The following is a 21,247-nucleotide window of genomic DNA, read 5'->3' on the forward strand; positions in this document are numbered from 1 at the left end:
CCCGTCAGCTCGAGTAGGCGGAGTTCTCGTGCACGTACTCGTGCGTGAGGTCGTTGGTCCAGATCGTGGCGCGGGCCGTCCCGGCGGCGAGGTCGATCTCGACGGTCACGTCCCGACCCGTGAGGTCCACGAGGTCGCGCGGGTCGCCGATCCCCCCGTTCCGGCAGATCTGCACGCCGTTCATCGAGACGTTCAGCGCATCCGGCTCGAACACGGCGTCCGTGGTGCCGACGGCCGCGAGGACACGGCCCCAGTTCGGGTCGTTGCCGAAGATGGCGGTCTTGAACAGGTTGGATCGGGCCACGGCACGGCTGACCACCTCGGCGTCGCGCTCGGAGGCGGCGTTCACGGTGGTGACGGCGATGGTGTGGCTCGCGCCCTCGGCGTCGTGGATGAGCTGCGCCGCGAGGTCGAGGCAGACCTGCGTGAGGGCCGCGGCGAACTGCTCGGGGTGCGGTGCCACGCCGGCCGCGCCGGAGGCGAGCAGCACCACGGTGTCGTTGGTCGACATGCAGCCGTCCGCGTCGGTGCGGTCGAAGCTCACGCGCGTGGCCTCCCGCAGGGCGGCGTCGAGGACTTCGGGATCGAGTGCGGCATCCGTGGTGAGGACCACGAGCATCGTGGCCAGGCCCGGTGCCAGCATGCCGGCGCCCTTCGCCATCCCGCCGATCGCGTAGCCCTCGCTCGCGGCGTCGGCCGTCGCCGGGTAGCGGGCCTCTTTGGCGACCGTGTCCGTGGTCATGATCGCCTCGGCGGCATTGGGCCCGCCGCCCCGGCCCAGCGATCCGGCGGCGTCCGTGACCCCGGCGAGCAGCCGGTCCATCGGGAGCTGTTCGCCGATCAGGCCGGTGGAGCAGACGAAGACGTCGGTCGCGGAGACCCCGAGGAGACCGGCGGTGACCTCTGCGGTCCGGTGGGTGTTCTGGAAGCCCTCGGGCCCGGTGCAGGCATTGGCGCCGCCGGAGTTCAGGACGACGGCGTCGATGCGTCCGTCCGAGACGACCTGCCGTGACCAGAGCACGGGTGCTGCCGCTACGCGGTTGGAGGTGAACACGGCGGCCGCGTTGTGCAACGGGCCGTCGTTGGCGACGACGGCGACGTCGGGCTTGCCGGTGCTCTTGAGGCCTGCGGCGACGCCCGCGGCACGGAACCCGCCGGGATAGGTGATGCTCACGGTGCGATCCCCTGAATGGTCAGGCCCGCGGTCTCGTCGAGTCCGAGGGCGATGTTCATGGACTGCACGGCGCCGCCGGCGGTCCCCTTGGTGAGATTGTCGATGACGCTGCTGACGATCACGCGGCCGGCGTGGTCGTCGAAGGCGAGCTGGAGGTTCGCGTAGTTCGAGCCGAGGACCGCCTTGGTGGTGGGCCACTGGCCCTCGGGCAGCACCCGGACGAACGGCTCGGCCGCATAGGCGTCCTCCCAGGCCTGCCGCAGCTGCGCGTACCCGATGCCGGGCTTCACCCGGGCGGTCGCCGTGGTCAGGATCCCGCGCGCCATGGGCGCGAGGGTGGGCGTGAAGGACAGGGACACGCGCTCGCCGGCCGCGCGGCTCAGGCCCTGCTCCATCTCCGGGGTGTGGCGGTGTCCGCCGCCGACGCCGTAGGGGCTCATGCCGCCCATGACCTCGGACCCGAGGAGGTTGGGCTTGACGGCCTTGCCCGCCCCGGAGGTACCGGACGCGGAGACGACGACGACGTCGTCGGGCTCGAGGAGTCCTGCCGCGAAGCCCGGGGTGAGGGCGAGGAGGACGCTCGTGGGGTAGCAGCCCGGGACGGCGATCCGGCGGGCGCCGACGAGACCGGCCCGGTGTCCGGGCAGTTCGGGCAGCCCGTAGGGCCAGGTGCCCGCATGGGCCGAGCCGTAGAACTTCGTCCACGCGGCGGGGTCCTGGAGGCGGTGGTCGGCGCCTGCATCGATCACGAGCGTGTCCGCCGGCAGCCGGGCAGCGACCTCGGCGCTGGCACCGTGCGGCAGGGCGAGGAAGACGACGTCGTGTCCGGTGAGCACCTCGGGGGTCGTCTCCTGCAGCACCCGGTCGGCGAGCGAGTGCAGGTGGGGCTGGACGTCGCCGAGGCGCGCACCGGCGTTGCTGTGGGCCGTGATCGCCCCGACCTCGATGTCGGGATGGTTGGCGAGGAGCCGCAGGATCTCTCCCCCGGCGTAGCCGCTGGCGCCGGACACGGCTGCGGTGAACGTCATGAATCCAGCCTACAACAACATCATGCACAGCCATACATATTTATGCACTCGGGCCTCCGTCATCCGGGACTCAGTGAATCAAGTGGTGATGCCCCCGCTGTGGACGGGGCGGACCTCGACACCGCCCGTGCCGGTGCGGACCGCCGGGTTCCGGCCGGCGATCGCGACCGCGGCGGCGAGATCGGGGGCGTCGACGACGTAGAAGCCGGCGACGAACTGGTCGGCCGGCACGAAGGGCCCGGCCTCGATGCCATCCCGTCGGATGGACACCGCCTGTGCCCGGGGCGTCAGCGCGTAGGCCAGCGACATCGTGCCGGAGGCTGAGAGGTCCTGTGCATGGCGGTCGTTCTCTTCCAGTTCGGCCGCTGCTGCGTCCACCGCGTGGAGGGACTCGTCGGCGTAGATGAGGATGGCGAACTGGGGCATGGGTCGTCCTTTCGTGGAGGGCGGTAGGACAGTCGCTTATGTCTGGGGCTCGTACCCGATCAGCCAGCGCAGGCCGTGCCGGTCGGTGACCTGGCCGTCCGAGGCACCCCAGGGCTTCGGTGCCAACGGGTCGATCCCCGATCCTCCGACCGACAGCTTGTCGAACCACTCGTGGAGGATCGCCGGCTCGGCGGTCCCCAGCAGGGACAGCATGAGGCCCTCGAACCGCACGGTCTGTGCTCCTGCCGCCGCATCCGATCCTGCGAGGGCGACGACGCCGTCGAGCATGCCATGGGCCACGGCCTCGGGCGGGCCGTCGGTCCTCCCGAAATCCTCGTAGGAGTGCAGGGTCAGCTCGCCCCCGAAGACCTCGGCGTAGAAACCCAGCGCTTCCCGTGCGGTCCCGGGGAAGCTGAGGTAGACGAGGGGTGCGGCTATGGTCGGCATCACGTCAGCCTTCCACACCCCGGCCCGGACGGACAGGGATCACCACGGGATTAGCATGAGGGAACGCCACTGAAAGGGAACCCCATGCCTTCTGCCATCGTCGTCACCGCACCGGGCGGTCCGGACGTCCTCACCCTTGCGACCGTCGACCGTCCGGTACCGGGTCCGGGCCAGCTGCTCGTGAGGGTCGCCGCCGCCGGGGTCAACTTCATCGAGACCTACCAGCGCAGCGGCGCCTACGCCGTCGGCTACCCCTTCACTCCCGGTGCCGAGGCCGCAGGAACCGTGGAGGCGCTCGGCGAGGGCGCCACGGACTTTTCCGCCGGGGACCGCGTCGCTTTCGCCGAGGGGACGGGCACCTACGCGGAGTATGCCCTCGTGGACGCGGACAGGGCACTCCCGGTACCGGAGGGTGTGGACCTGGAGACCGCGGCAGCCCTCCCCCTGCAGGGCATGACCGCCCACTACCTGATCAACTCCACCTTCCCTGTCGAGCCCGACCACACCGTGCTCGTCCATGCGGGCGCGGGCGGCGTGGGCCTGCTGCTGATCCAACTGCTCAAGGCGAAGGGCGCCCGCGTGATCACGACTGTGTCGACGCCGGAGAAGGAAGACCTTGCGCGTACTGCCGGCGCCGACGAGGTGCTGCGCTACGAGGGATTCGCCGACGCGGTGAAGGCCCTGACGGACGGGGTCGGGGTGGACGCCGTCTTCGACGGCGTGGGCAGGACGACGTTCGACGACTCGCTTCGCTCGCTGCGGATCCGCGGCACCCTCGTGCTCTTCGGGGCGGCCTCCGGCGCGGTACCCCCGCTGGACCTGCAGCGCCTCAACAGCGGGGGCTCGCTCTTCGTCACCCGGCCCACGCTCGCGCACCACCTGCTCTCCTCCGAGGAGCGCCGCTGGCGGTCCGAGGAACTCTTCGGTGCGGTCGCGGCGGGCCAGCTCGAGGTGCGCATCGGTGCCCGGTACGCGCTCGCCGACGCGGCGCGCGCGCACGAGGACCTGCAGGCGCGCCGCACCACGGGCAAGGTGCTCCTGGTCCCCTGAGAAGCCGATAGCATCCGGGCCTTCGTCGTGTGCCGTTAGGTCCTGACGACCTCCACAAGGAGTCAGGCGAAGAGCAGTTCAGCCCGTCGGGATCGCCGCGCATAAGGGTATGCGGGAGTGGAGTGATCGTCCGGCGCGTGGCTCGGGGGTGTGGGCGGGCGGGCGTATCTCCCGGGTTCTTGCGCGTGTTCCCGCTCGTGCTCGTGTCCGCGTTCGTTCTGGTTGTTACCGGGGAGCGGTGGTGCCGTGGAATGGTAGGTATGCCCGGTGGGTGTCCTGAGCTCAAGGGCATGCCGGACCCCTGGACCGGTGTTGGGAGGCGCTGTTGCCGTCCAGCCGGCGAGTTCCTTGGTGTGGTTGCAGGCCTCACACAGCCCGGCACCGTTCGCGAGACTGGTGGGCCCGTTGGTGTGCCAGGGGATGATGTGGTCGTAGTGGCGGATCGGCGCATCACAGAACGGCGTCCGACACAGGTGGTCGCGGGCCTGGATGAACCGCCGCTGACCGGGAGTGAACAACCGGGCCCGAGAGTCGACGGCCACCAGCTCACCACTCCCCGGAGCGGTATAGAGACGCCGGAGCCACACCTCGAACCCTTGACGGGTTGATGGATCGGACGCGTTCCCTGATGCGGATCCGGCGGCTTGCCCGGCGGACGGCATCGATGCGCGCTGGAACGCCTGCCCGGTGGGCTGCCCGGCTGACTGATCGGTGGGTTGATTCCTGGGCTGACCCGCGGGCTGGTCGAATGGGTGCTTTGTGGTGTTCCGGGTGGCGAGGAGGTCCCTCGCCCAGCCGGCCGGGACGATCCCGTAGCCGGGCAGCCGAGCCGGTTCGCTATCGCCCTGGAGCAGGGTCCTGTCCGTCATGATCAGCTGCACCTCGACCCGGGAGAACCCGCCCGGTGTGCCCGTGGTCCGCTCCACCAGGGCATCAGCCATCACCTGACCCCGGCTGCGCTGATCGCCTTCCGCGCGGCAGGTGTCGGCGTGCCGGGAAAGCTCCGCATGCACCGCCACCCCCTCCGCCACCGGCAGCAACGCGGTCAGATAGGTCATGGTGTCCGGGGCCGGCCGCAGACTCACATGCCGCTCCGACGCCGCACGGCTCGCACGCTGGGTCACAGAGCGGGGGTCCTTGCGGTACGCCGCCGCCCGGGCGGCCGCGACGATCTGCCGGTCCCCGGCACCCTCGAAAGCACCCGTGTCGGCGGCCAACTCCTCATCGACCGCGCACCGATCCGCCGCCGACAGGCACGCGGTCTCCCGGACCAGGAGAGTCGCCCGCCACTCATTGAGTCGCCCGGCCTCGAGGGCGGCCTGAGTGTGGGGCATCTCCGTCACCAGCGCCCGCGCCAACCCCAACAGCCGACCGCCCCGGGCCAGGGACTCCCTCCGGGCCAAGGCGATCTGCGCGGCCACACCCTTGCCCTGCTCAGGGGCCGGGACACCGGCCGCGGCCTGGGACCGACGCTGGTCGAGGTCGAAGGCGACCGTATCCCGGGCCTGCCGACCCGCGATCAGCGACTTCATGTCCTCCAGGTCGCTCACCTCATCGATCAGTTCCGCACCATCCGTTGGTATGGGGAGGGAGGCCATCGCGTCAATCAGGTCCCGCATGCAGCGAACCCGCACGAAACCAGCCGGGACAACGCCGGACGGAACGGTAGTCGCCTCGACAGTAGCCCGCCGCGAAACACCACCGATATCGGTGGCCTCGAGCGGAGCATTCGGGCTGCTGTCCATACTGAATTCTCCCTGCTGCCACCGACATTATGAGGTTGCTACGAACCGCCGCTGGAGGAAAAGAATCAGCAATCATCAGGGTCGTTTCCGGCCCGGATGGCCGATGCCGGTAAGGCGGACCACGCATCAGGTACGAAGCTACGACGATCCTCCGCAGCACGCTGCAATGCGCGGATTGGCAAGACGAAGACCTCCTCGATCTCTGCTGCGGCCGGTGGACGCCTCACTCGCATCCGCAGTAGCAAAGGGACCGAGGACAAGAGAAAGCCCGCCCCCACTCCGGGGACGGGCCTTCGGGTACTACAGGGATCAGCGCTGCACGGCGCCGAACCGCTCGGCCGCGAGGGCCACGGCGGCGTCGCGTGCGGCACTGGCCTCGTCCGCCGTCAGCGTGCGGTCCGGAGCACGGAAACGCAGGGCGAAGGCCAGCGACTTCCGCCCGTCGGGGATTCCCTGCCCCGTGTAGACGTCGAACAGGCTGACGTCCTCGAGGAGCTCGCCCGCCCCCTCACGCAGGGTCTCGAGCACATCGCCCGCGACCGCGGAGGATTCGACGACGAGCGCGACGTCCTGCGTGGCCGGCGGATAGGTGGACAGCGACCGCGCGACGATCACGTCCGCGGCTGCCTCGAAGAGCAGATCCGCGGTGATCTCCAGGGCCACCGTGCGCGCCGGCAAATCCTGCGCGGAGATCAGCTTCGGATGCAGCTCGCCGGCATAGCCCAGCACCTCGCCGCTGCGCAGTGAGAACTCTGCCGTGCGACCGGGGTGGAACGCCTGGTGGCTGCCCTTCCGGACCACGACGTCGACGCCGGTGACCTGTGCCATGAGCTGCACGGCGTCGACGGCGTCCGCCCAGTCCCACGCGCGCGGGGCGACGCCGGCCGACGGCTCCGTCTCATGGCCCGTGAACAATGCGGCAACGACCAGCGGCTGATCCGGGATCCCGGCGTGCAGCCCGTCGAGGACGTCGTCGTCGGGCCTGATGCCCAGTGGCGGGATGGACTCGGAACCGAGCGCGCCGTCGGGCAGGAAGACGGACCCCGCCTCGAACAGCGCCAGGTCACGGAAGCCACGCGAGTGGTTCCGCTTCGCCAGCTCCACGAGACCGGGGAGGATCGACCGGCGGAGGAAGCCCAGTTCGGCGCTGAGCGGGTTCGCGAGCTTCACCGAGGCCGGTGCGGCGCCCTCGTGCGGCGTCCCGAACACGGCGTTCGACGCCTCGCTCACGAACGGGTAGGAGAGCACCTCCGTGAGCCCTGCCGCCGCGAGGGCGTTCATGAGCCGCCGGCGCTGCTGCTGCACGCGCGTCAATCCGCGCCCGGGCGGCGCGACGGGCAGCGAGGAGGGGATCGTGTCATAGCCGACAAGGCGGATGATCTCCTCGGTCAGGTCCTCGCGGGTCTCCAGGTCGCTGCGCCAGCTCGGAGCGGTGACGCGGTAGCCGCCCTCGGTCTCCTCGACCGTCGCCCCGAGGTCCGTGAGCGTGCCCCGGATCTGCTCGTCGGTGAACTCGCGTCCGATCAGCCGGGCGGGGAAGTCGGCGGCAAGGTCGATGACCCGCGGTTCCGGTGCCTGGCCGACGTCGGTGGCGGCGTCGTCGACGGTCCCGCCGGCGAGTTCGAGGAGGATTTCGACGGCGCGCTGCGCCGCGATGTCCGCCACGTTCCAGTCCACGCCGCGCTCGAAGCGCTTGGACGCCTCGGACGGCAGCCGATGGCGGCGCCGGGACCGGCCGATGCTGACGGCGTCGAAGTGGGCGGATTCGATGAGCACGTTGGCCGTGCTCGCCGACACCTCGGTGGAGGCACCGCCCATGACGCCGGCGATGCCGATGGGACCCGAGGCGTCGGTGATGAGGAGGTCCTCGGCGTCGAGCGTGCGCTCCCTGTCGTCGAGGGTCCGCAGCGTCTCCCCCGCAGTGGCGCGGCGCACCACGATGTCGCCCGAGAGCGCGTCGAGGTCGTAGAAGTGCAGGGGCTGGCCGAGCTCGAGCATCACGTAGTTGGAGATGTCGACGACGAGCGAGATGGAGCGGATGCCGGCGAGGCGCAGCCGGGCGGACATCCACGGCGGCGTAGGGCGCGTGGGGTCGACGCCGCGGACCGTCCGCGCCACGAACCGGTCGCAGCCGGGCGTGCCGTAGACGGGAGAGGCGTCCTCGAGCCGCACCGGGTATCCGCCGGGCGCGGCAGGCGGGACGACGACGGCGGCGGCCGGGTCGGTGAAGGCCGTCCCGGTGGCGTGGGCGTATTCGCGGGCCGCCCCGCGGATGGAGAAGCAGTAGCCGCGGTCGGGGGTCACGTTGATCTCCGCGGCCTGGTCGTACAGGCCGAGGAGTTCCATGGCGTCGGCGCCGACCTCGGGGTCGAGCCCGAGGGTGGACAGCACGAGGATGCCGTCGTGGTCGTCGCCGATGCCGAGTTCGCGGACCGAGGCGATCATGCCGGCGGACACGTGGCCGTAGGTCTTGCGGGGGCTGATGCGGAAGTCGCCCGGCAGCACCGAGCCGGGCAGGGTGACGACCACCTTGTCGCCCTCGACGAAGTTGTGGGCGCCGCACACGATGCCCTGGACGCCGGAGGGGTCGATGCCGTCCCCGGTGAGGGTCTGCTGGGCGCCCTCGGGCACCACGCGGACCTCGCACCAGTTGATGGTCTTACCGTTGGACTGCGGTTCCTTGACGATGCTGAGCACCTGGCCGACCACGATCGGACCGGTCAGCTCGTCGGTGGGACGGTGGACGGCCTCTTCCTCGAGGCCCACCTTCACCAGCTCGGCCATCACGTCTTCCGCGGTCGCATCCGCAGGTACGGCTGCGTACTCACGCAGCCAGGACAGTGGGATTCTCACTTAGATCTCCATCCCGAAGTGTTCGCTGAAACGTACGTCGCCCTCGATCATGTCCCGCATGTCGATGACCTCGTTGCGGAACATGAGTGCCCGCTCGATCCCCATGCCGAAGGCGAACCCGGAGTAGACCTCCGGGTCGATGCCGGTGGCGCGCAGGACGTTGGGGTTGACCATGCCGCAGCCACCCCACTCGATCCAGCGGGGGCCGCCCTTGGCGCCCGGGTGCCAGATGTCGAGCTCGGCGCTCGGCTCCGTGAAGGGGAAGAAGTTGGGGCGCAGGCGCACCTTGGCGTCGTCGCCGAAGAGCTGCTGCGTGAAGTGCTCGAGCGTGCCCACAAGGTCCGCCATGGTGAGTCCCTTGTCGATGGCGAGGCCCTCGAACTGGTGGAAGACCGGCGTGTGGGTGGCGTCGAGCTCGTCCGTGCGGAACACCTTGCCCGGGCACAGGATGTAGATCGGCAGGTCGCGCTCGAGCATGGAGCGTGCCTGGACGGGCGAGGTGTGGGTGCGCAGCACGAGGTGGGCCTCGGGCGGCTCGACGAAGAATGTGTCCTGCATCTCGCGTGCCGGGTGGTCGGGCTTGAAGTTCAGGGCATCGAAGTTGAACCACTCGGACTCGAGCTCGGGTCCTTCGGCGATCTCCCAGCCCATGCCCACGAAGACGTCGCTGACGCGCTCCTGCAGCGTCGACAGCGGGTGCCGGGCACCCGTCCGACGACGGCGCGGGGCGGCGGTGACGTCCACGGCCTCCTCGACGAGGATCCGTGCGTCGCGCTCGGCCTCGAGCTCCACCGTGCGGGCGGCGAGCGCCTGGTTGATCCGCCCGCGTGCGGGGCCGATGTTCTTGCCCGCCGCCGACTTCTGCTCCTTCGGCAGGGCGCCGATGCCCCGATTGGCGAGGCTGAGCGGCGACTTCTCACCGGTGTGGGCGATCCGGACCGACTTCAGCACGTCGAGGTCGGTCGCGGCCGCGATGTCGGCGAGCGCGGCGTCGACGGCGGCGGCGACCGACGCGGCGTCCAGCGGATCGGGGGCCTGGGCATCGCGGCCGGCAGGCCCGGTGTGCTCTGGGGTTTCGGACATGGGGTTGCGTACCTTGCACTCTCGAAACGTGCGGCGGGCCGTTCGCTGGGGCGGGCCACACCGTGGACAGGAAAACGCCGGGACGCAGCGGGGCGCACCGGCGTCTCAAGTCTAGGCGACGGCTTCGGCGGCGTGACAACCGGCTGTCGGGCGCGCTGCCAGGCGGCGCGAGGGCAGGTGGCGCGGGGTCGCCGTACGATGGCGGCATGAACCGGAGGCTCGTACCGTTCCTCAACTGGATCAACCTGTCGACGCCGTGCGGCCTCGCCGTCGCGGCCCTGTCCGGCTGCCGTGTCTCGCCCGGACCGTACGGCATCCTGCTCGCGGAGGGCTACCGCCGTCGCCTGCCGAGGGCACGCGCCTTCACGGTGGGCAGCGTGGTACTGCTGCGGGGCAGCGCGCCCCGCACCGCCTCGCCGGCGTTCCTCCGGCTCCTCGAGCACGAGGCGCGCCATACCCGCCAGTACGCAGCGTGCCTCGGCCTGCCCTTCCTCCCGGCGTACCTGGTGGCGGCGGCCTACTCGCTCCTGCGCACCGGGGATCCGGCGTCGCGCAACGTCTTCGAGCGCTGGGCAGGGCTTCCCGACGGCGGCTACCGGGAGCGGCCGGTGCGTCCGCTCAGGGCATCGCTCAGCGCATCGGTCAGGGCCGCGGTCAGGGCATCGGTCGCCTCGCGTGGCACGAGGTCCGGCCGGCGGTGATGCCGGTCAGTGCTCGGCGCCCGCGGTGATCCGCGCGTCGAGGGCGGTCTCCGCCGTCGTCGTCGCGATCGCGACGAGGGCTGCTGCCATCGCCTCGACGGTGATGCCCGGCTGCCCGTGGGCGGATCCCTGCTCGGTGGAGAAGGGCACGTGGATGAACCCGCCGCGGATTCCCCGCCGATCCTGCAGCAGGTCCATGAGTCCGTAGAAGAGGTGGTTGCACACATAGGTGCCGGCCGTCTGCGAGACCTCGACGGGAACCCCCAGCCCGGCTACGGCCTCGCGGCACGCCTTGATCGGCAGGGTGCTGAAGTACGCTGCGGGGCCCGCGGCCACCACCGGTTCGTCGATGGGCTGGAGCCCGGCGTTGTCGGGGATGCGGGCGTCGTCGACATTGATGGCCACGCGTTCCAGCGAGACGCTTCCGCGCCCGCCGGCCTGGCCGACGCACAGGACGATGTCGGGCTCGAACTGCCCGAGGGCGGCCTCCAGCACCTCGATGCTCCGCCCGAAGACGCACGGCACCTCGACGGCAGCGGCGTCCAGGCCCAGCGCGACGAGCAGTTCTGCCGCCCGCTGTGCGGCGTGCCAGGACGGATTGGTCGATTCTCCCCCGAAGGGTTCGAAGCCGGTCAGCAGGATCATGCCCCCAGCCTAGACGGCCCGCGAGTCGACCGTGACGGAATATTAGTACGCGTGTTCTAATAGTCCGTATGCGATGGGACGGGCAGAAGATCACGCACGACGGCGACGCGCCGGCCGCACCGCCGCTGATGCCGCTTGCCGGTCTCGTCAGGACGGTGCAGACGCCTGACTTCGCCGGGATCACCTTCCACGAAGTAGCCGCCAGGACGATCCTCAACAAAGTCCCGCCCACGTCCTCGATGCCCTTCTCGTGGACCATCAACCCGTTCCGCGGCTGCTCCCACGCCTGTGTGTACTGCTTCGCCCGCAAGACCCACAGTTACCTGAATCTCGACACGGGGCTCGACTTCGACGCGCAGCTCGTCGTCAAGATCAACGCGGCCGAGGTGCTTACCCGCGAGCTGGGCAGGCCCTCCTGGGCCCGCGAGCACGTCGCTCTGGGCACGAACACGGACCCGTACCAGCGGGCCGAGGGGCGTTATCGGCTCATGCCGGGCATCATCTCCGCCCTCGCGGACTCAGGGACGCCGTTCTCCATCCTGACCAAGGGCACGCTGCTCGCGCGCGACATCCCCCTCCTGAAGGCGGCGTCACAATCGGTCGGCGTCGGCATGGGGATCTCCCTCGCGCTGGTGGATCCGGTGCTGGCCGAGGCGATCGAACCCGGCACGCCCGCACCGAAGGCACGGCTGGCGCTCATCTCCAAGCTCCGCGAAGCCGGGCTGCCGTGCGGCGTCCTCGCCATGCCGATCCTCCCCTGGCTCACGGACGGCGACGAATCGCTCGACCGGTTGTTCGGCGCGCTGGCCGACGCCGGGGCCACGGGCGTGACCGCCGGGCCGCTGCACCTGCGGCCCGGTTCCCGCGAGTGGTTCATGCAATGGCTCGCCGCGCACCACCCGCGGCTCGTCCCCCGCTACGAGGAGCTCTACCGCGGCGGGAGCTACGCGTCGAAGGAGTATCGGGACTGGCTCTCGGGGCGGATCCGGATCTTCCGCAGGAAACACGGTCTGGTGGCCGGCGCCGGATTCTTCCGCAACCTGTCGGCCGACGGACAGCCCGGAGCGGCCGCGGCGCCCGCCCCCACCGCCCCCGCGCCGGATCCGGTCCAGGCGGCGCTGTTCTGAGGCCCAGTCCCGACGCCCCGTTCTGGGTGCCAGTTGTGAGGCCCCGTTCTACGGCACTGCCGTCAGGGCTGCGTCGTCAGGGCTGAGTGCTCGAACGAGGGACTCGTCGCACGGCGGGCTCCTCAGCGAGCGGCGCGGGAAGCCGTCGCGGACCGCAGGGCGGCGAGGATGGGCCGGTCGGCGGGGATCCACGGCAGCGCCTCGAGCTCCTCGCCCGGGTGGAGCGGCAGCCAGCGCAGATCGTCATGGTCCTGCAGCGGCATCGCCTCGCCCGCCGTGACTTCGGCCAGCCAGACCCGCATCGCCGCGCGCTCGTTGAGCGGCCACCCCTGGGGTCCGGGGCCGGTGATCTCACGGCCGAGCCGTGCGGTGACGCCGAGCTCCTCCTCCAGTTCGCGCAGCAGGGCGGCCTCGCAGTCCTCCCCCGCCTCCACCTTCCCGCCGGGGAACTCCCACATCCCGGCGAACTGCGGCGGCGCCGACCGCCGGGCGACGAGCAGTCGGGTCGGCTGCCCGAGGGAGTCGACGACGGCCGCCCCCACGATCTGGAGGAGCTGGTTCGAGGATGGTTGCGTCACCCGCCGAGTCTATCGACGACTCCGCCGCGCTCCCGTCCGGCCCCGGGGTCGGCTCGACGCTCGCCCCCTCACCCTGAGGCTCCCGACGACGGCACCCCGGATCCCGTCCCTCGGCGTCCCGAGGTCGCGTTTCGGGACAGCACGGCGTCGTCGCCTAGGCTTGAGGGGACGACGGCGTCCGTGTCGCCGTCCGCTCCTCCCATTCCGTGGCGGGGCTTCCGGCGGCCGATCCTCCCGTTCCCCAGATCCAGCCGCAAGGACACCCATGACCGCCTCCGCTCCCCCGTCGACGTCGAACCGGTTGACCGGCCGTCCGCTCCTCCTCGCCATCGGCGCGCTCGCCGTCGGCGGATTCGCGATCGGTACCACCGAGTTCACCATCATGGGCCTGCTGGAGGAGATGCGGGCGGATCTCGGCGTGGACTACGCGCAGGGCGGGCACGTCATCTCCGCCTACGCCCTCGGGGTCGTGGTGGGTGCTCCGATCCTGGCCACCCTCGGCGCGAAGAAACCGCAGCGCGCCGTCGCCCTGGCCCTCATGGTCCTCATCACGGTGGCCAACCTGTCGTCCTACTTCGCGTCGGGTTTCGGCTGGATGCTGGCCTCGCGGTTCCTGGCCGGACTCCCGCACGGCGCCTACTTCGGCGTCGCCGCCGTCATCGCCGCGTCCCTCGCGGACCCCGCCCGGCGTGGACGTGCCATCGCCATGGTGATGCTGGGCCTCAGCATCGCCAACGTGGTGGGTGTCCCGTTCGCCACGTGGCTCGGCCAGCAATTCGGCTGGCGGTCGATGTTCCTGCTCGTGGGACTGATCGGCGCGACGACGCTGGTGCTGATCCGCGCCTTCGTCCCGGACATTCCGGTACGGCCCGGTGCGAGCATCCGCACGGAACTCGGGGCCCTGCGCCGTCCGCAGCTCTGGATGACACTGCTCATCGGCATCGTCGGCTTCGGCGGCTTCTTCGCCGTCTATGCATACATCTCACCGACGATGACCGAGGTGGCGGGCCTCAGTGCGTCGCTGCTGCCCCTCGTCGTCGCGCTGTACGGCGTGGGCATGGTGGTCGGCAACATCCTGGGCGGGCGCCTCGCGGACAGGTCCATCATGGGCAGCATCTACGGCGCCATGGTGGCCATCGCGGCGGTCCTGCTGCTGTTCCCCCTCGCCGCGACCATCCCCTGGACCGCCTGCGTCTTCGTCTTCCTCGTCGGTACGAGCGGATCGGCGCTCATCCCGCCCCTGCAGGCCCGCCTGCTGGACGTCTCGCCGGGAGCGCCGTCGCTCGCCTCCTCGATGAACCACTCCTCGTTGAATACCGCCAATGCGCTCGGCGCGGCGCTGGGCGGCGCCGTCATCACCGCCGGGTGGGGCTTCACGGCACCCGCCCTGGTCGGCGCGGTCCTCGCGGTCCTGGGCCTCGGCGTGGCCCTGCTCAGCGGCAGGATGGACAGGCGCAGCGCACGTGGCCTCTCCGGGCACGCGGACTCCGGATCGACAGGGCCGACAGAGCAGACAGGGCCGACAGAGCAGACAGGGCCGACAGGGTCAGCGAAGGCGCTGCGCGCGCGCTGAGGCGTACAGGCAGACGGTGGCGGCGGTCCCGACGTTGAGGGACTCCGCGCTGCCGTAGATGGGCACCGCGACCCGCGCGTCCGCGGCCGCGGTGACGTCGGCCGGCAGCCCCTGCGCCTCGTTGCCGAAGAGCCAGGCGCCGGCGTCCTCCAGGCGCACCGTAGTGGAGTCTGCCGCGCCGACTGCGTCGGAGCCGTTGGAGCCGTCGGCGTCGCCGGGCCCGGGTGAGGCGGCGTCGCCCGAGGGCCGCCTCGACGGCGCGTCGCCGCCCGGCCCGGCCCGGCGTGTGCGCACGGTGGCGAACCTGCGCTGCGCGCTGGCGTCCTGGAGGTCGTCGAGGCTGGTGCTGCCGTAGCCGTCGGCTGCGAGGACGGTCATGCCCGCGTCCCGCAGGCCCTCCATGAGCCCGTCGAGCTCCGCGCCCAGGACCAGCGGGAGGTGGAAGAGAGAGCCCACGGTGGACCTCACGGTCTTGGGGTTGTACGGGTCCACGCTGGCGCCGGTCAGGATGACCGCGTCGGCACCCGCGGAGTCCGCGGCCCTGATGATGGTGCCCGCGTTCCCCGGGTCACGTACCTCCACGAGCACGGCCACGAGGCGCGGCGAGGCGGAGAGGACATCGTCGAGTGGGACGTCGACGAACCGGCATACCGCGACGAAGCCCTGGGGTGTCACGGTCGAGGACATGGCGGCGAGGACGTCGGCGGTGACGAGCCGCACGGCCGGGGCGCCGTCGTGCCCTGACAGCTCCGCGATGTCGGTGTGGCGCTCGAGTGCCTCCGCCGTCGCGTACGCGTCGACGACGACGCCGTCCTGCCCCGCCTCGTGGCGCGTGAGATGCAGGCGCAGCGCCTCCCTGACCGCCTGGGGGCCCTCGGCCAGGAACTCCCGCCGCCTTAACCGCGAAGGACGCCCGGCCAGGCGTGCCACCTCCTTCACCCGATCAGCGTGGGTGTTGGTCATCAGTGGCGCCTGGGGGCGTCCGTTCGCAGTCATGGTGTTCCGGTGTGCGGGCCTGGAGACCCGCAGCAGCCGATGCGCCTAGGCCGAGGCCTTGAGCGGTGCCGAGGTGTCCGCCGGCAGGGCGTTCTTGGCGAGCTGCACGAGGGCCGCGAAGGCCGCGCCGTCGGTGACGGCGAGATCGGCGAGCATGCGGCGGTCGACCTGGATCTCGGCGGCCTTGAGCCCCTGGATCAGGCGGTTGTAGGTCAGGCCGTTCGCGCGGGACGCAGCGTTGATGCGCTGGATCCAGAGGCGACGGAAGTCACCCTTGCGCTTGCGGCGGTCGCCGTAGCTGTAGACGAACGAGTGGAGCAGCTGCTCCTTCGCCTTGCGGTACAGGCGTGAACGCTGGCCGCGGTAACCCTTGGCGCGCTCGAGGATGACCCTACGCTTCTTGTGGGCATTGACTGCCCGCTTCACACGTGCCACGTGTGTACTCCTTTGGTTCTTCTCCGGTCACGGCTGGAGCCGTGAGCGCGGCACCGTGGGTGCCTGCGCTTTCCCGGGAGGGGGTGGATTGGTGGTTAGACGCCGAGCATCTTCTTGATGACCTTGGTGTCGGCCTTCGAGACGATCTTGTCGCCCGCGAGGCGGCGCGTCACGGTCGAGGACTTGTGCTCGAGGTAGTGGCGGCGGTTGGCCTGCTGGCGCTTGAGCTTGCCGCTACCGGTGAGCTTGAAGCGCTTCTTGGCGCCACTGTGGGTCTTCATCTTCGGCATGGGAACCGATCTCCTTTGGATAGCCGGGCGGGTGCACCCGGAGTTCGGCACCCGAAGGTGCCTGCTGGTTTCGATCGTGCCCGATCGGACAGGGCAGGGGCCTAGTCCGTGCTTCCGGGCTTGGGGCGGCTGGTCGGGCTCTTGGTCGGAGCCGTTCGTCCGGCTGGCTTGGGGGTTGCCGGCGGCCTGGGCGCTCCGGGCTTCGGCATGGCCATCGGCTTGGCAGCGACGGCCGGCTTCGGCGCGGGCGCCGCGTCCGGGGTGGATGCCGGAGCGGCATCCGCCGTCTTTGCCGCCGGGGCGGCAGAACGGGCCGGCGCAGGCCGCTCGGTCGCAGGCTTCGACGCCGTCGAGCGCGGGGCCGATGACGTGCGGGCCGGTGCGGCCTGACGGACGGGCGCGGACCGGACCGGAGCAGCCGCGGCCGGAGCCTCGGTGGTCACCGGAGCAGCCTCGGTGGCCTCGGGAGTTGCCGGTGCTTCCTGCACGGGCGCCTCCGTGGCCTCCTGCGCGGGGGCCTCCTGCACGGGAGCTTCCACGACCTCAGGTTCGCTCCTGATCTCGTAGCCCTCGGGCAGCAGGTCCGCGAGGGACTGCGTGAGCGGCGCACCACCGGAGCCGGAGGTGTCGATGCGCTTGACCTCGCCACCCGACTTCGCGACCTCGTTGGCGGCCTTCGCCTCGGCACGCTGGGTCTCCCGGCGCGCCTCCGCCTTGGCTTCGGCCTTGTTCTTCGTGGGGCCGATCACCATGACCATGTTGCGTCCGTCGATGCGTGGCGTCGACTCGACGACGCCGACCTCGGCGACATCGTCTGCGAACTTCTGCAGCAGGCGGATGCCCATCTCGGGCCGCTGCTGCTCACGTCCGCGGAACTGGATCATGGCCTTGACCTTGTCGCCGGCGCCGAGGAAGCGCATGGCGTGCCCACGCTTGGTCTCGTAGTCGTGCGTGTCGATCTTCAGGCGGAAGCGGATCTCCTTCAGGACCGTGTTGGTCTGGTTCTTCCGCGCCTCGCGCGCCTTGACGGCTGCTTCGTACTTGTACTTACCAAAATCCATGAGCTTGGCTACCGGAGGCTTCGCCTGCGGTGCCACCTCGACAAGATCCAGGTCGGACTCGGCGGCAAGTCGGAGCGCGTCCTCGATACGGACGATTCCTACCTGTTCGCCGGCAGGTCCGACCAACCGCACCTCGGGAACGCGGATACGATCATTGATTCTTGGCTCGCTAATGTGTGACTCCTGTGGATTCTCGAGCTGAAACCGCCTGCAGACGAAAGAAGGCCTCCCATTGCATGCGCAATCAGAGGCCTCGTTGACCGGTCATCTGCGATCGGAGGAAGCGTGAGCCTCCTGCACGATCGTTGGCAGGACCGACCAGGAACCCGGCTACCTGCAATGCGATCTGAGATCGCACCAGGCAAACGCGGGTGGGAGAGGACTCCGCTTGCAGACCGGCACCAAAGCCTGCTCGAAGAGCACAGCGGCTAACAGCGACCGGTTGGTCTATGCCAAGCTTACCAGTATGAACACGCCACACGACAACCCGCAGATCACCCCCGCCGAAGGACCCCCTGCGACCTCCCGCCGCAGCTTTTCCGACGAGCAGGACCACGGCCACAGTGCATCGGACGAGGCCGAGCAGGGCGTCCGGCAGCAGATGCGGGACATCTCCGAGGTGGCCGCCGTGGAGGTCATCGTGACGTCCGCGGTGCACCTCATGAGTGCCGCCGCCGTGAAGTGCGGTCTCGGCCACGAGGAGAACGCCGAGCAGCTCAAGGACCTCGACGAGGCCCGGAAGCTGATCACCGCGCTGGCCGGTTTCGTCACGGCGGCCGCGCCCGAGATCGGGTCCCAGCACGCAGGACCGTTGCGCGATGGACTCCGCTCGCTGCAGCTCGCGTTCCGCGAGGCGTCGATCATCCCGGATGCGCCCGGCCAGGGACCCGGCGAGAAGTACACCGGCCCCGTCAACTGACACCGTCGTCGTCCCCGGGCCGCCGGGGTCCGGAACGGCCCGCGCCCGACCAGGCGCGGGCCGTTCGCGTTCGACGCAGACGGCGCGGAGGCTCGTGGCCCGCCCGGTCCGCTGCGCGCTCTCCCCCTAGCGGGAGACGGGGACGGTGTCTGCCGTCGGCCGGCTGCCCAGGTCACGCACCATGAACCCGACGACGCCGACGAGCGCCGCGACGATTCCCACCGCGGTGAAGCCGCCCCATGGACCGACGGCATCGATAAGGAGTCCTGCGACCGGCGCACCGAGCGCGACGCCGGAGGTCAGCGCCGAGCCGTACCAGCCCATCGCCTCGCCCCGTCGGTCCTCGGCCACGAGGTCGGCGACCTTCTCGGACGCGGCGGAGAGGACGGGCGCGCAGAGGAGGCCGGCCGGGATCGAGAGCAGGGCCAGCGACAGCGTGGTCTCGGCGAACCCCATGGGGAGGGTCAGGAGCGCCATGCCGAGCAGGAGGAGTGACGGAGCGATCGGCCGGTGCAGGGCGCCGTAGACGAGTCCGCCGACCACCGACGCGGCGCACCACGCCACGAAGACGAGCCCGAGCTGGCCCTCGTTCCCCGTCTGTTCGAGCGCGGCGACGATGCCCACCTCGGATCCTGACAGGACGAGCCCGGCGCCGGCAGCGGTGATCATGACCATGACCAGCGGCACGGTGATCCACGGGAAGGCCCTCCGTACGCCCCTGCGGAGCATCGAGGCGGGTTGGTGCTCCGGTGTGCCGGCACCGTGGGCGCCGATCAGATCGGCCGCGGCCTCGTTGATCCCGGCCGGCGCGGACGCTGCGACCGTGACGGCGTCGGGGAGCTGGTCCGACCGCGTGGGCGGGTTGAACCACATGAGGAACAGGCCCGCCGAGGCAGTGGCGATCCCCACCAGCGTCAGGCCGAGTACCGTGGACACCTGCGTGGCCAGGACGACGCCCACCGCCGGGCCGACCATGAAGATGACCTCGGTGGAGATCGCGTCGAGCGTGAACGCCGTGCGCCGCCGGTCACCGTCCACGAGCACACCGAGCGCCTGACGGATCACGGAGAAGGCGGGCAGGGTGAAGAGTCCGCCGACCAGCGCCGCGACGAGCAGCCACTGGTAGGACAGGTGCGGGGCGACGGACCAGATGGCCGCCTCTGCGATGACGGAGGGAATGAGTGCGCGGCGCAATCCCGCGCTGTCGATCCGCCTGCCGCGCCATGGTGCGCCGACGGCGATGCCGATCGTGACGACCGCGGCCACGGCGCCCGCTTCCGCGTAGCCGCGATCGAGGGTCTGGACCACGTGCAGCGTGAGCAGCACCCCGGCAGCGGAGTGCGGGAAGCGGGCGATCATCCCGACGAGGAGCAGCCTCCGGACGGAACGGATGCGCAGCAGGTCCCGGTATACGGCGAAGTTCACGATCAGTCTTTCTGGCCGACGACTCCGTCAGCGGGTGAGTTTGATGTCGAGCGAGTCGACGCGTTCCACGAATCCGGTGAGGTCCAGGAGCTTCCCGCGGAAGGAGGCGACGGCGTCGCGCACCCCGTCGGGAGACAGGCCCGGGCGGAGCTGGAGATCCATCCTGAGTTCGGGGCCCGGTCCCCCACCGGAGGCAATGCTACCGCCGGCCGTGCGTGTCAGCACTCCGCCCGCGGGACGCAGGCCCACCGCGAGGATGTCCGCCTCCTGTCCGGCCGCCTCCTCGACGAGCGAGGCCAGCGCCGGGTCCTCGTACGACGGCGTCCAGGGGACCTGCCGGGCCAGGGCCCAGACGGCAGGACGCCGGAGCACGAACGTGAGGTCGGCGCCCGGGTCGAGGACCATCAACTGGGCATCCTCGGCGGCGGCCGCGAGGGCGGCCCGCGATGCGTACGCCGCGACGGGCCGCGCGTCCCGGTGCCAGCGGCCCAGCGCCTCGGTCGAGGAGAAGACCGGGAGGGCCTTGCGGCCGTCGGGCGCCGTCAGCGTGACGAGCGCCATCTCGGCCTCCTTGTCGGAGTGCAGCCCCGTGGCGGCCTCGGCCTGTTCGCTGAGCCGGGCGACGATGGGGATGAACACCCTGGCCGTCGTGAGGGCCCCGAACACGGCCCGCTCCGCGTCGCCGGGCCCGTCCGCTGATCCCAGGAGCCCGGCCAGCGCCGCCACGAGCCCGGGATCGGCCGTGCCGTCGTCGTCGTCGAAGGCATGCAGCGGGTTCTCCGGACCGGAGAGGTCGCGTCCCGCCCACGGCTGCCCGGCGGAATCCGCGGTGTTGCCGGCGAGGGCCGCCGCGATATGGGCGGGAAGCTGCCGGCCGCTCACGCGTCCGAGGCGGGCAGCCCTGCGACGTCCAGGGCCTGCGGCAGGGTGAAGGCCCCCGCATAGAGTGCCTTGCCGACGATCGCACCCTCGAGCCCGAGGGGTACGAGGTCGCGGAGGGCGGCGATGTCATCAAGGCTGGAGATACCGCCCGAGGCGACGACGGGGCGCGTCGTCTTCGCGAGGACGTCCCTGAGGAGGGTCAGATTCGGGCCCTTGAGCGTGCCGTCCTTGGTCACGTCCGTCACGACGTAGCGCGCGCAGCCGGCATCCTCGAGGCGCTGGAGGACCTCCCACAGGTCTCCGCCCTCCTGGGTCCAGCCGCGCGCCGCGAGCGTGGTCCCCCGGACATCGAGCCCGACGGCGACGGCGTCCCCGTAGCGGGCGATCGCCCGCTCCGTCCACTCCGGGTTCTCCAGCGCTGCCGTGCCGAGGTTGACGCGCGTCGCCCCCAGCTCCAGGGCAGCCTCCAGCGACGCGTCGTCCCGGATGCCCCCAGAGAGTTCCACCTTGATGTCGAGGTCCCTGACGACCCGCTCGAGCAGGTCCTTGTTGGACCCGCGGCCGAAGGCCGCGTCGAGGTCCACGAGGTGCACCCACTCGGCACCGGCGTCCTGCCAGGCGCGGGCCGCATCCACCGGATCCCCGTAACTGGTCTCGCTGCCCGCCTCGCCCTGCACCAGGCGAACGGCCTGGCCGTCGGCGATGTCGACGGCGGGGAGGAGCTCGAGGGTGGGCGATTCGGAGAAGGGGCTCATGGTCTGCTGACTGCTTTCGTACGGGCGGCGGTGCCGCGGGTGTGGGAGTGAGAA

The 21,247-nt window shown here is 70.8% G+C and carries 21 protein-coding genes; 5 read left to right on the top strand and 16 right to left on the bottom strand.

The genetic code is table 11. The annotated features are described in order from the left end of the window. Positions 1-4: 4 nt before the first annotated feature. The 4 genes from argJ to IWX63_RS02320 all read right to left on the bottom strand — a co-directional run bounded on the left by argJ (position 5) and on the right by IWX63_RS02320 (position 3,066). Positions 5-1,174 (bottom strand): bifunctional glutamate N-acetyltransferase/amino-acid acetyltransferase ArgJ, encoded by a 1,170-nt coding sequence (gene argJ / locus IWX63_RS02305; RefSeq protein ID WP_199276557.1) that lies wholly within the window; start codon positions 1,172-1,174, stop codon positions 5-7. Beyond that, on the bottom strand, positions 1,171-2,202 hold the full coding sequence (gene argC / locus IWX63_RS02310; RefSeq protein WP_199276558.1) for an N-acetyl-gamma-glutamyl-phosphate reductase: 1,032 nt from the start codon (positions 2,200-2,202) through the stop codon (positions 1,171-1,173). The genes argJ and argC overlap by 4 nt, the downstream gene beginning before the upstream one ends. A gap of 78 nt (positions 2,203-2,280) precedes the next feature. After that, the gene (locus IWX63_RS02315; protein WP_199276559.1) at positions 2,281-2,628 is read right to left on the bottom strand and encodes a YciI family protein; all 348 of its coding nucleotides are present in this window, start codon (positions 2,626-2,628) and stop codon (positions 2,281-2,283) included. Positions 2,629-2,664: 36 nt separating this feature from the next. After that, on the bottom strand, positions 2,665-3,066 hold the full coding sequence (locus IWX63_RS02320) for a VOC family protein (RefSeq protein ID WP_199276902.1): 402 nt from the start codon (positions 3,064-3,066) through the stop codon (positions 2,665-2,667). Positions 3,067-3,159: 93 nt separating this feature from the next. Between IWX63_RS02320 and IWX63_RS02325 the strand changes: the two genes are divergently transcribed. Beyond that, positions 3,160-4,125, top strand: coding sequence for a quinone oxidoreductase family protein (locus IWX63_RS02325; protein WP_199276560.1), 966 nt, complete (start codon positions 3,160-3,162; stop codon positions 4,123-4,125). Between the two features lie 62 nt (positions 4,126-4,187). Here IWX63_RS02325 and IWX63_RS02330 read toward each other — a convergent pair whose 3' ends face one another. From IWX63_RS02330 to pheS, 3 genes are all read right to left on the bottom strand, one after another. Beyond that, a complete protein-coding gene (locus IWX63_RS02330; protein WP_334685570.1) occupies positions 4,188-5,744 on the bottom strand; it encodes a DUF222 domain-containing protein in 1,557 nt (518 codons plus the stop codon). 435 nt (positions 5,745-6,179) lie between these two features. Continuing rightward, the gene (gene pheT / locus IWX63_RS02335) at positions 6,180-8,723 is read right to left on the bottom strand and encodes a phenylalanine--tRNA ligase subunit beta (RefSeq protein WP_199276562.1); all 2,544 of its coding nucleotides are present in this window, start codon (positions 8,721-8,723) and stop codon (positions 6,180-6,182) included. Continuing rightward, positions 8,724-9,806 carry a phenylalanine--tRNA ligase subunit alpha gene (gene pheS / locus IWX63_RS02340; RefSeq protein ID WP_199276563.1) on the bottom strand — a complete coding sequence of 361 codons (1,083 nt, stop codon included), beginning with the start codon at positions 9,804-9,806 and terminating at the stop codon, positions 8,724-8,726. Positions 9,807-10,012: 206 nt separating this feature from the next. Between pheS and IWX63_RS02345 the strand changes: the two genes are divergently transcribed. After that, positions 10,013-10,507 carry an eCIS core domain-containing protein gene (locus IWX63_RS02345; protein WP_199276564.1) on the top strand — a complete coding sequence of 165 codons (495 nt, stop codon included), beginning with the start codon at positions 10,013-10,015 and terminating at the stop codon, positions 10,505-10,507. A 6-nt stretch (positions 10,508-10,513) separates the two neighbouring features. On the opposite strand, the gene pcp is transcribed toward IWX63_RS02345, so the two are convergent. Then, positions 10,514-11,152 (bottom strand): pyroglutamyl-peptidase I, encoded by a 639-nt coding sequence (gene pcp, locus IWX63_RS02350; protein WP_199276565.1) that lies wholly within the window; start codon positions 11,150-11,152, stop codon positions 10,514-10,516. Positions 11,153-11,220: 68 nt separating this feature from the next. Here pcp and IWX63_RS02355 point away from each other — a divergent pair, with 68 nt between their 5' ends. Continuing rightward, entirely contained in the window at positions 11,221-12,279 is a 1,059-nt protein-coding gene (locus IWX63_RS02355; RefSeq protein ID WP_199276566.1) for an Rv2578c family radical SAM protein, read from the top strand. A gap of 122 nt (positions 12,280-12,401) precedes the next feature. Here IWX63_RS02355 and IWX63_RS02360 read toward each other — a convergent pair whose 3' ends face one another. Continuing rightward, positions 12,402-12,857 (bottom strand): NUDIX domain-containing protein, encoded by a 456-nt coding sequence (locus IWX63_RS02360; protein WP_334685571.1) that lies wholly within the window; start codon positions 12,855-12,857, stop codon positions 12,402-12,404. Between the two features lie 265 nt (positions 12,858-13,122). Between IWX63_RS02360 and IWX63_RS02365 the strand changes: the two genes are divergently transcribed. Then, positions 13,123-14,430, top strand: coding sequence for an MFS transporter (locus tag IWX63_RS02365; protein WP_199276567.1), 1,308 nt, complete (start codon positions 13,123-13,125; stop codon positions 14,428-14,430). On the opposite strand, the gene IWX63_RS02370 is transcribed toward IWX63_RS02365, so the two are convergent. The 4 genes from IWX63_RS02370 to infC all read right to left on the bottom strand — a co-directional run bounded on the left by IWX63_RS02370 (position 14,404) and on the right by infC (position 17,344). Next, positions 14,404-15,426 carry a TrmH family RNA methyltransferase gene (locus IWX63_RS02370; protein ID WP_334685572.1) on the bottom strand — a complete coding sequence of 341 codons (1,023 nt, stop codon included), beginning with the start codon at positions 15,424-15,426 and terminating at the stop codon, positions 14,404-14,406. The genes IWX63_RS02365 and IWX63_RS02370 overlap by 27 nt on opposite strands. Before the next feature lie 45 nt (positions 15,427-15,471). Next, on the bottom strand, positions 15,472-15,861 hold the full coding sequence (gene rplT, locus IWX63_RS02375; protein WP_120148089.1) for a 50S ribosomal protein L20: 390 nt from the start codon (positions 15,859-15,861) through the stop codon (positions 15,472-15,474). A 95-nt stretch (positions 15,862-15,956) separates the two neighbouring features. Beyond that, on the bottom strand, positions 15,957-16,151 hold the full coding sequence (gene rpmI / locus IWX63_RS02380) for a 50S ribosomal protein L35 (protein ID WP_043447572.1): 195 nt from the start codon (positions 16,149-16,151) through the stop codon (positions 15,957-15,959). 101 nt (positions 16,152-16,252) lie between these two features. After that, complete coding sequence (gene infC / locus IWX63_RS02385; RefSeq protein WP_442859083.1) at positions 16,253-17,344, bottom strand: translation initiation factor IF-3; 1,092 nt, start codon at positions 17,342-17,344, stop codon at positions 16,253-16,255. A 334-nt stretch (positions 17,345-17,678) separates the two neighbouring features. On the opposite strand from infC, the gene IWX63_RS02390 reads away from it, so the two are divergent. Further along, positions 17,679-18,131 (top strand): DUF1844 domain-containing protein, encoded by a 453-nt coding sequence (locus IWX63_RS02390; RefSeq protein WP_334685573.1) that lies wholly within the window; start codon positions 17,679-17,681, stop codon positions 18,129-18,131. A 126-nt stretch (positions 18,132-18,257) separates the two neighbouring features. Here the strand turns inward: IWX63_RS02390 and IWX63_RS02395 are convergent, their stop codons facing one another. The 3 genes from IWX63_RS02395 to priA are packed head-to-tail and all read right to left on the bottom strand — an operon-like array spanning position 18,258 to position 21,193. After that, a complete protein-coding gene (locus IWX63_RS02395) occupies positions 18,258-19,556 on the bottom strand; it encodes an MFS transporter (RefSeq protein WP_199276568.1) in 1,299 nt (432 codons plus the stop codon). A gap of 27 nt (positions 19,557-19,583) precedes the next feature. Further along, positions 19,584-20,438, bottom strand: a complete 855-nt coding sequence (locus tag IWX63_RS02400) for an SseB family protein (RefSeq protein ID WP_199276569.1) — start codon at positions 20,436-20,438, stop codon at positions 19,584-19,586. Beyond that, complete coding sequence (priA, locus tag IWX63_RS02405) at positions 20,435-21,193, bottom strand: bifunctional 1-(5-phosphoribosyl)-5-((5-phosphoribosylamino)methylideneamino)imidazole-4-carboxamide isomerase/phosphoribosylanthranilate isomerase PriA (RefSeq protein ID WP_199276570.1); 759 nt, start codon at positions 21,191-21,193, stop codon at positions 20,435-20,437. Before priA ends, IWX63_RS02400 begins: the two co-directional genes overlap by 4 nt. Between the last annotated feature and the right edge of the window lie 54 nt (positions 21,194-21,247).

Source organism: Arthrobacter sp. CAN_A2 (genome assembly GCF_015752045.1).
GTDB lineage: Bacteria > Actinomycetota > Actinomycetes > Actinomycetales > Micrococcaceae > Arthrobacter_D.

Excerpts from the sequence above, each read along its gene's own strand:
- argC (WP_199276558.1), bottom strand. The coding sequence starts at position 2,202 with ATGACGTTCACCGCAGCCGTGTCCGGCGCCAGCGGCTACGCCGGGGGA.
- IWX63_RS02315 (WP_199276559.1), bottom strand. The coding sequence starts at position 2,628 with ATGCCCCAGTTCGCCATCCTCATCTACGCCGACGAGTCCCTCCACGCG.
- IWX63_RS02325 (WP_199276560.1), top strand. The coding sequence starts at position 3,160 with ATGCCTTCTGCCATCGTCGTCACCGCACCGGGCGGTCCGGACGTCCTC.
- IWX63_RS02330 (WP_334685570.1), bottom strand. The coding sequence starts at position 5,744 with ATGCGGGACCTGATTGACGCGATGGCCTCCCTCCCCATACCAACGGAT.
- pheS (WP_199276563.1), bottom strand. The coding sequence starts at position 9,806 with ATGTCCGAAACCCCAGAGCACACCGGGCCTGCCGGCCGCGATGCCCAG.
- IWX63_RS02345 (WP_199276564.1), top strand. The coding sequence starts at position 10,013 with ATGAACCGGAGGCTCGTACCGTTCCTCAACTGGATCAACCTGTCGACG.
- pcp (WP_199276565.1), bottom strand. The coding sequence starts at position 11,152 with ATGATCCTGCTGACCGGCTTCGAACCCTTCGGGGGAGAATCGACCAAT.
- IWX63_RS02355 (WP_199276566.1), top strand. The coding sequence starts at position 11,221 with ATGCGATGGGACGGGCAGAAGATCACGCACGACGGCGACGCGCCGGCC.
- IWX63_RS02365 (WP_199276567.1), top strand. The coding sequence starts at position 13,123 with ATGACCGCCTCCGCTCCCCCGTCGACGTCGAACCGGTTGACCGGCCGT.
- IWX63_RS02370 (WP_334685572.1), bottom strand. The coding sequence starts at position 15,426 with ATGACTGCGAACGGACGCCCCCAGGCGCCACTGATGACCAACACCCAC.
- rpmI (WP_043447572.1), bottom strand. The coding sequence starts at position 16,151 with ATGCCGAAGATGAAGACCCACAGTGGCGCCAAGAAGCGCTTCAAGCTC.
- IWX63_RS02390 (WP_334685573.1), top strand. The coding sequence starts at position 17,679 with ATGAACACGCCACACGACAACCCGCAGATCACCCCCGCCGAAGGACCC.
- priA (WP_199276570.1), bottom strand. The coding sequence starts at position 21,193 with ATGAGCCCCTTCTCCGAATCGCCCACCCTCGAGCTCCTCCCCGCCGTC.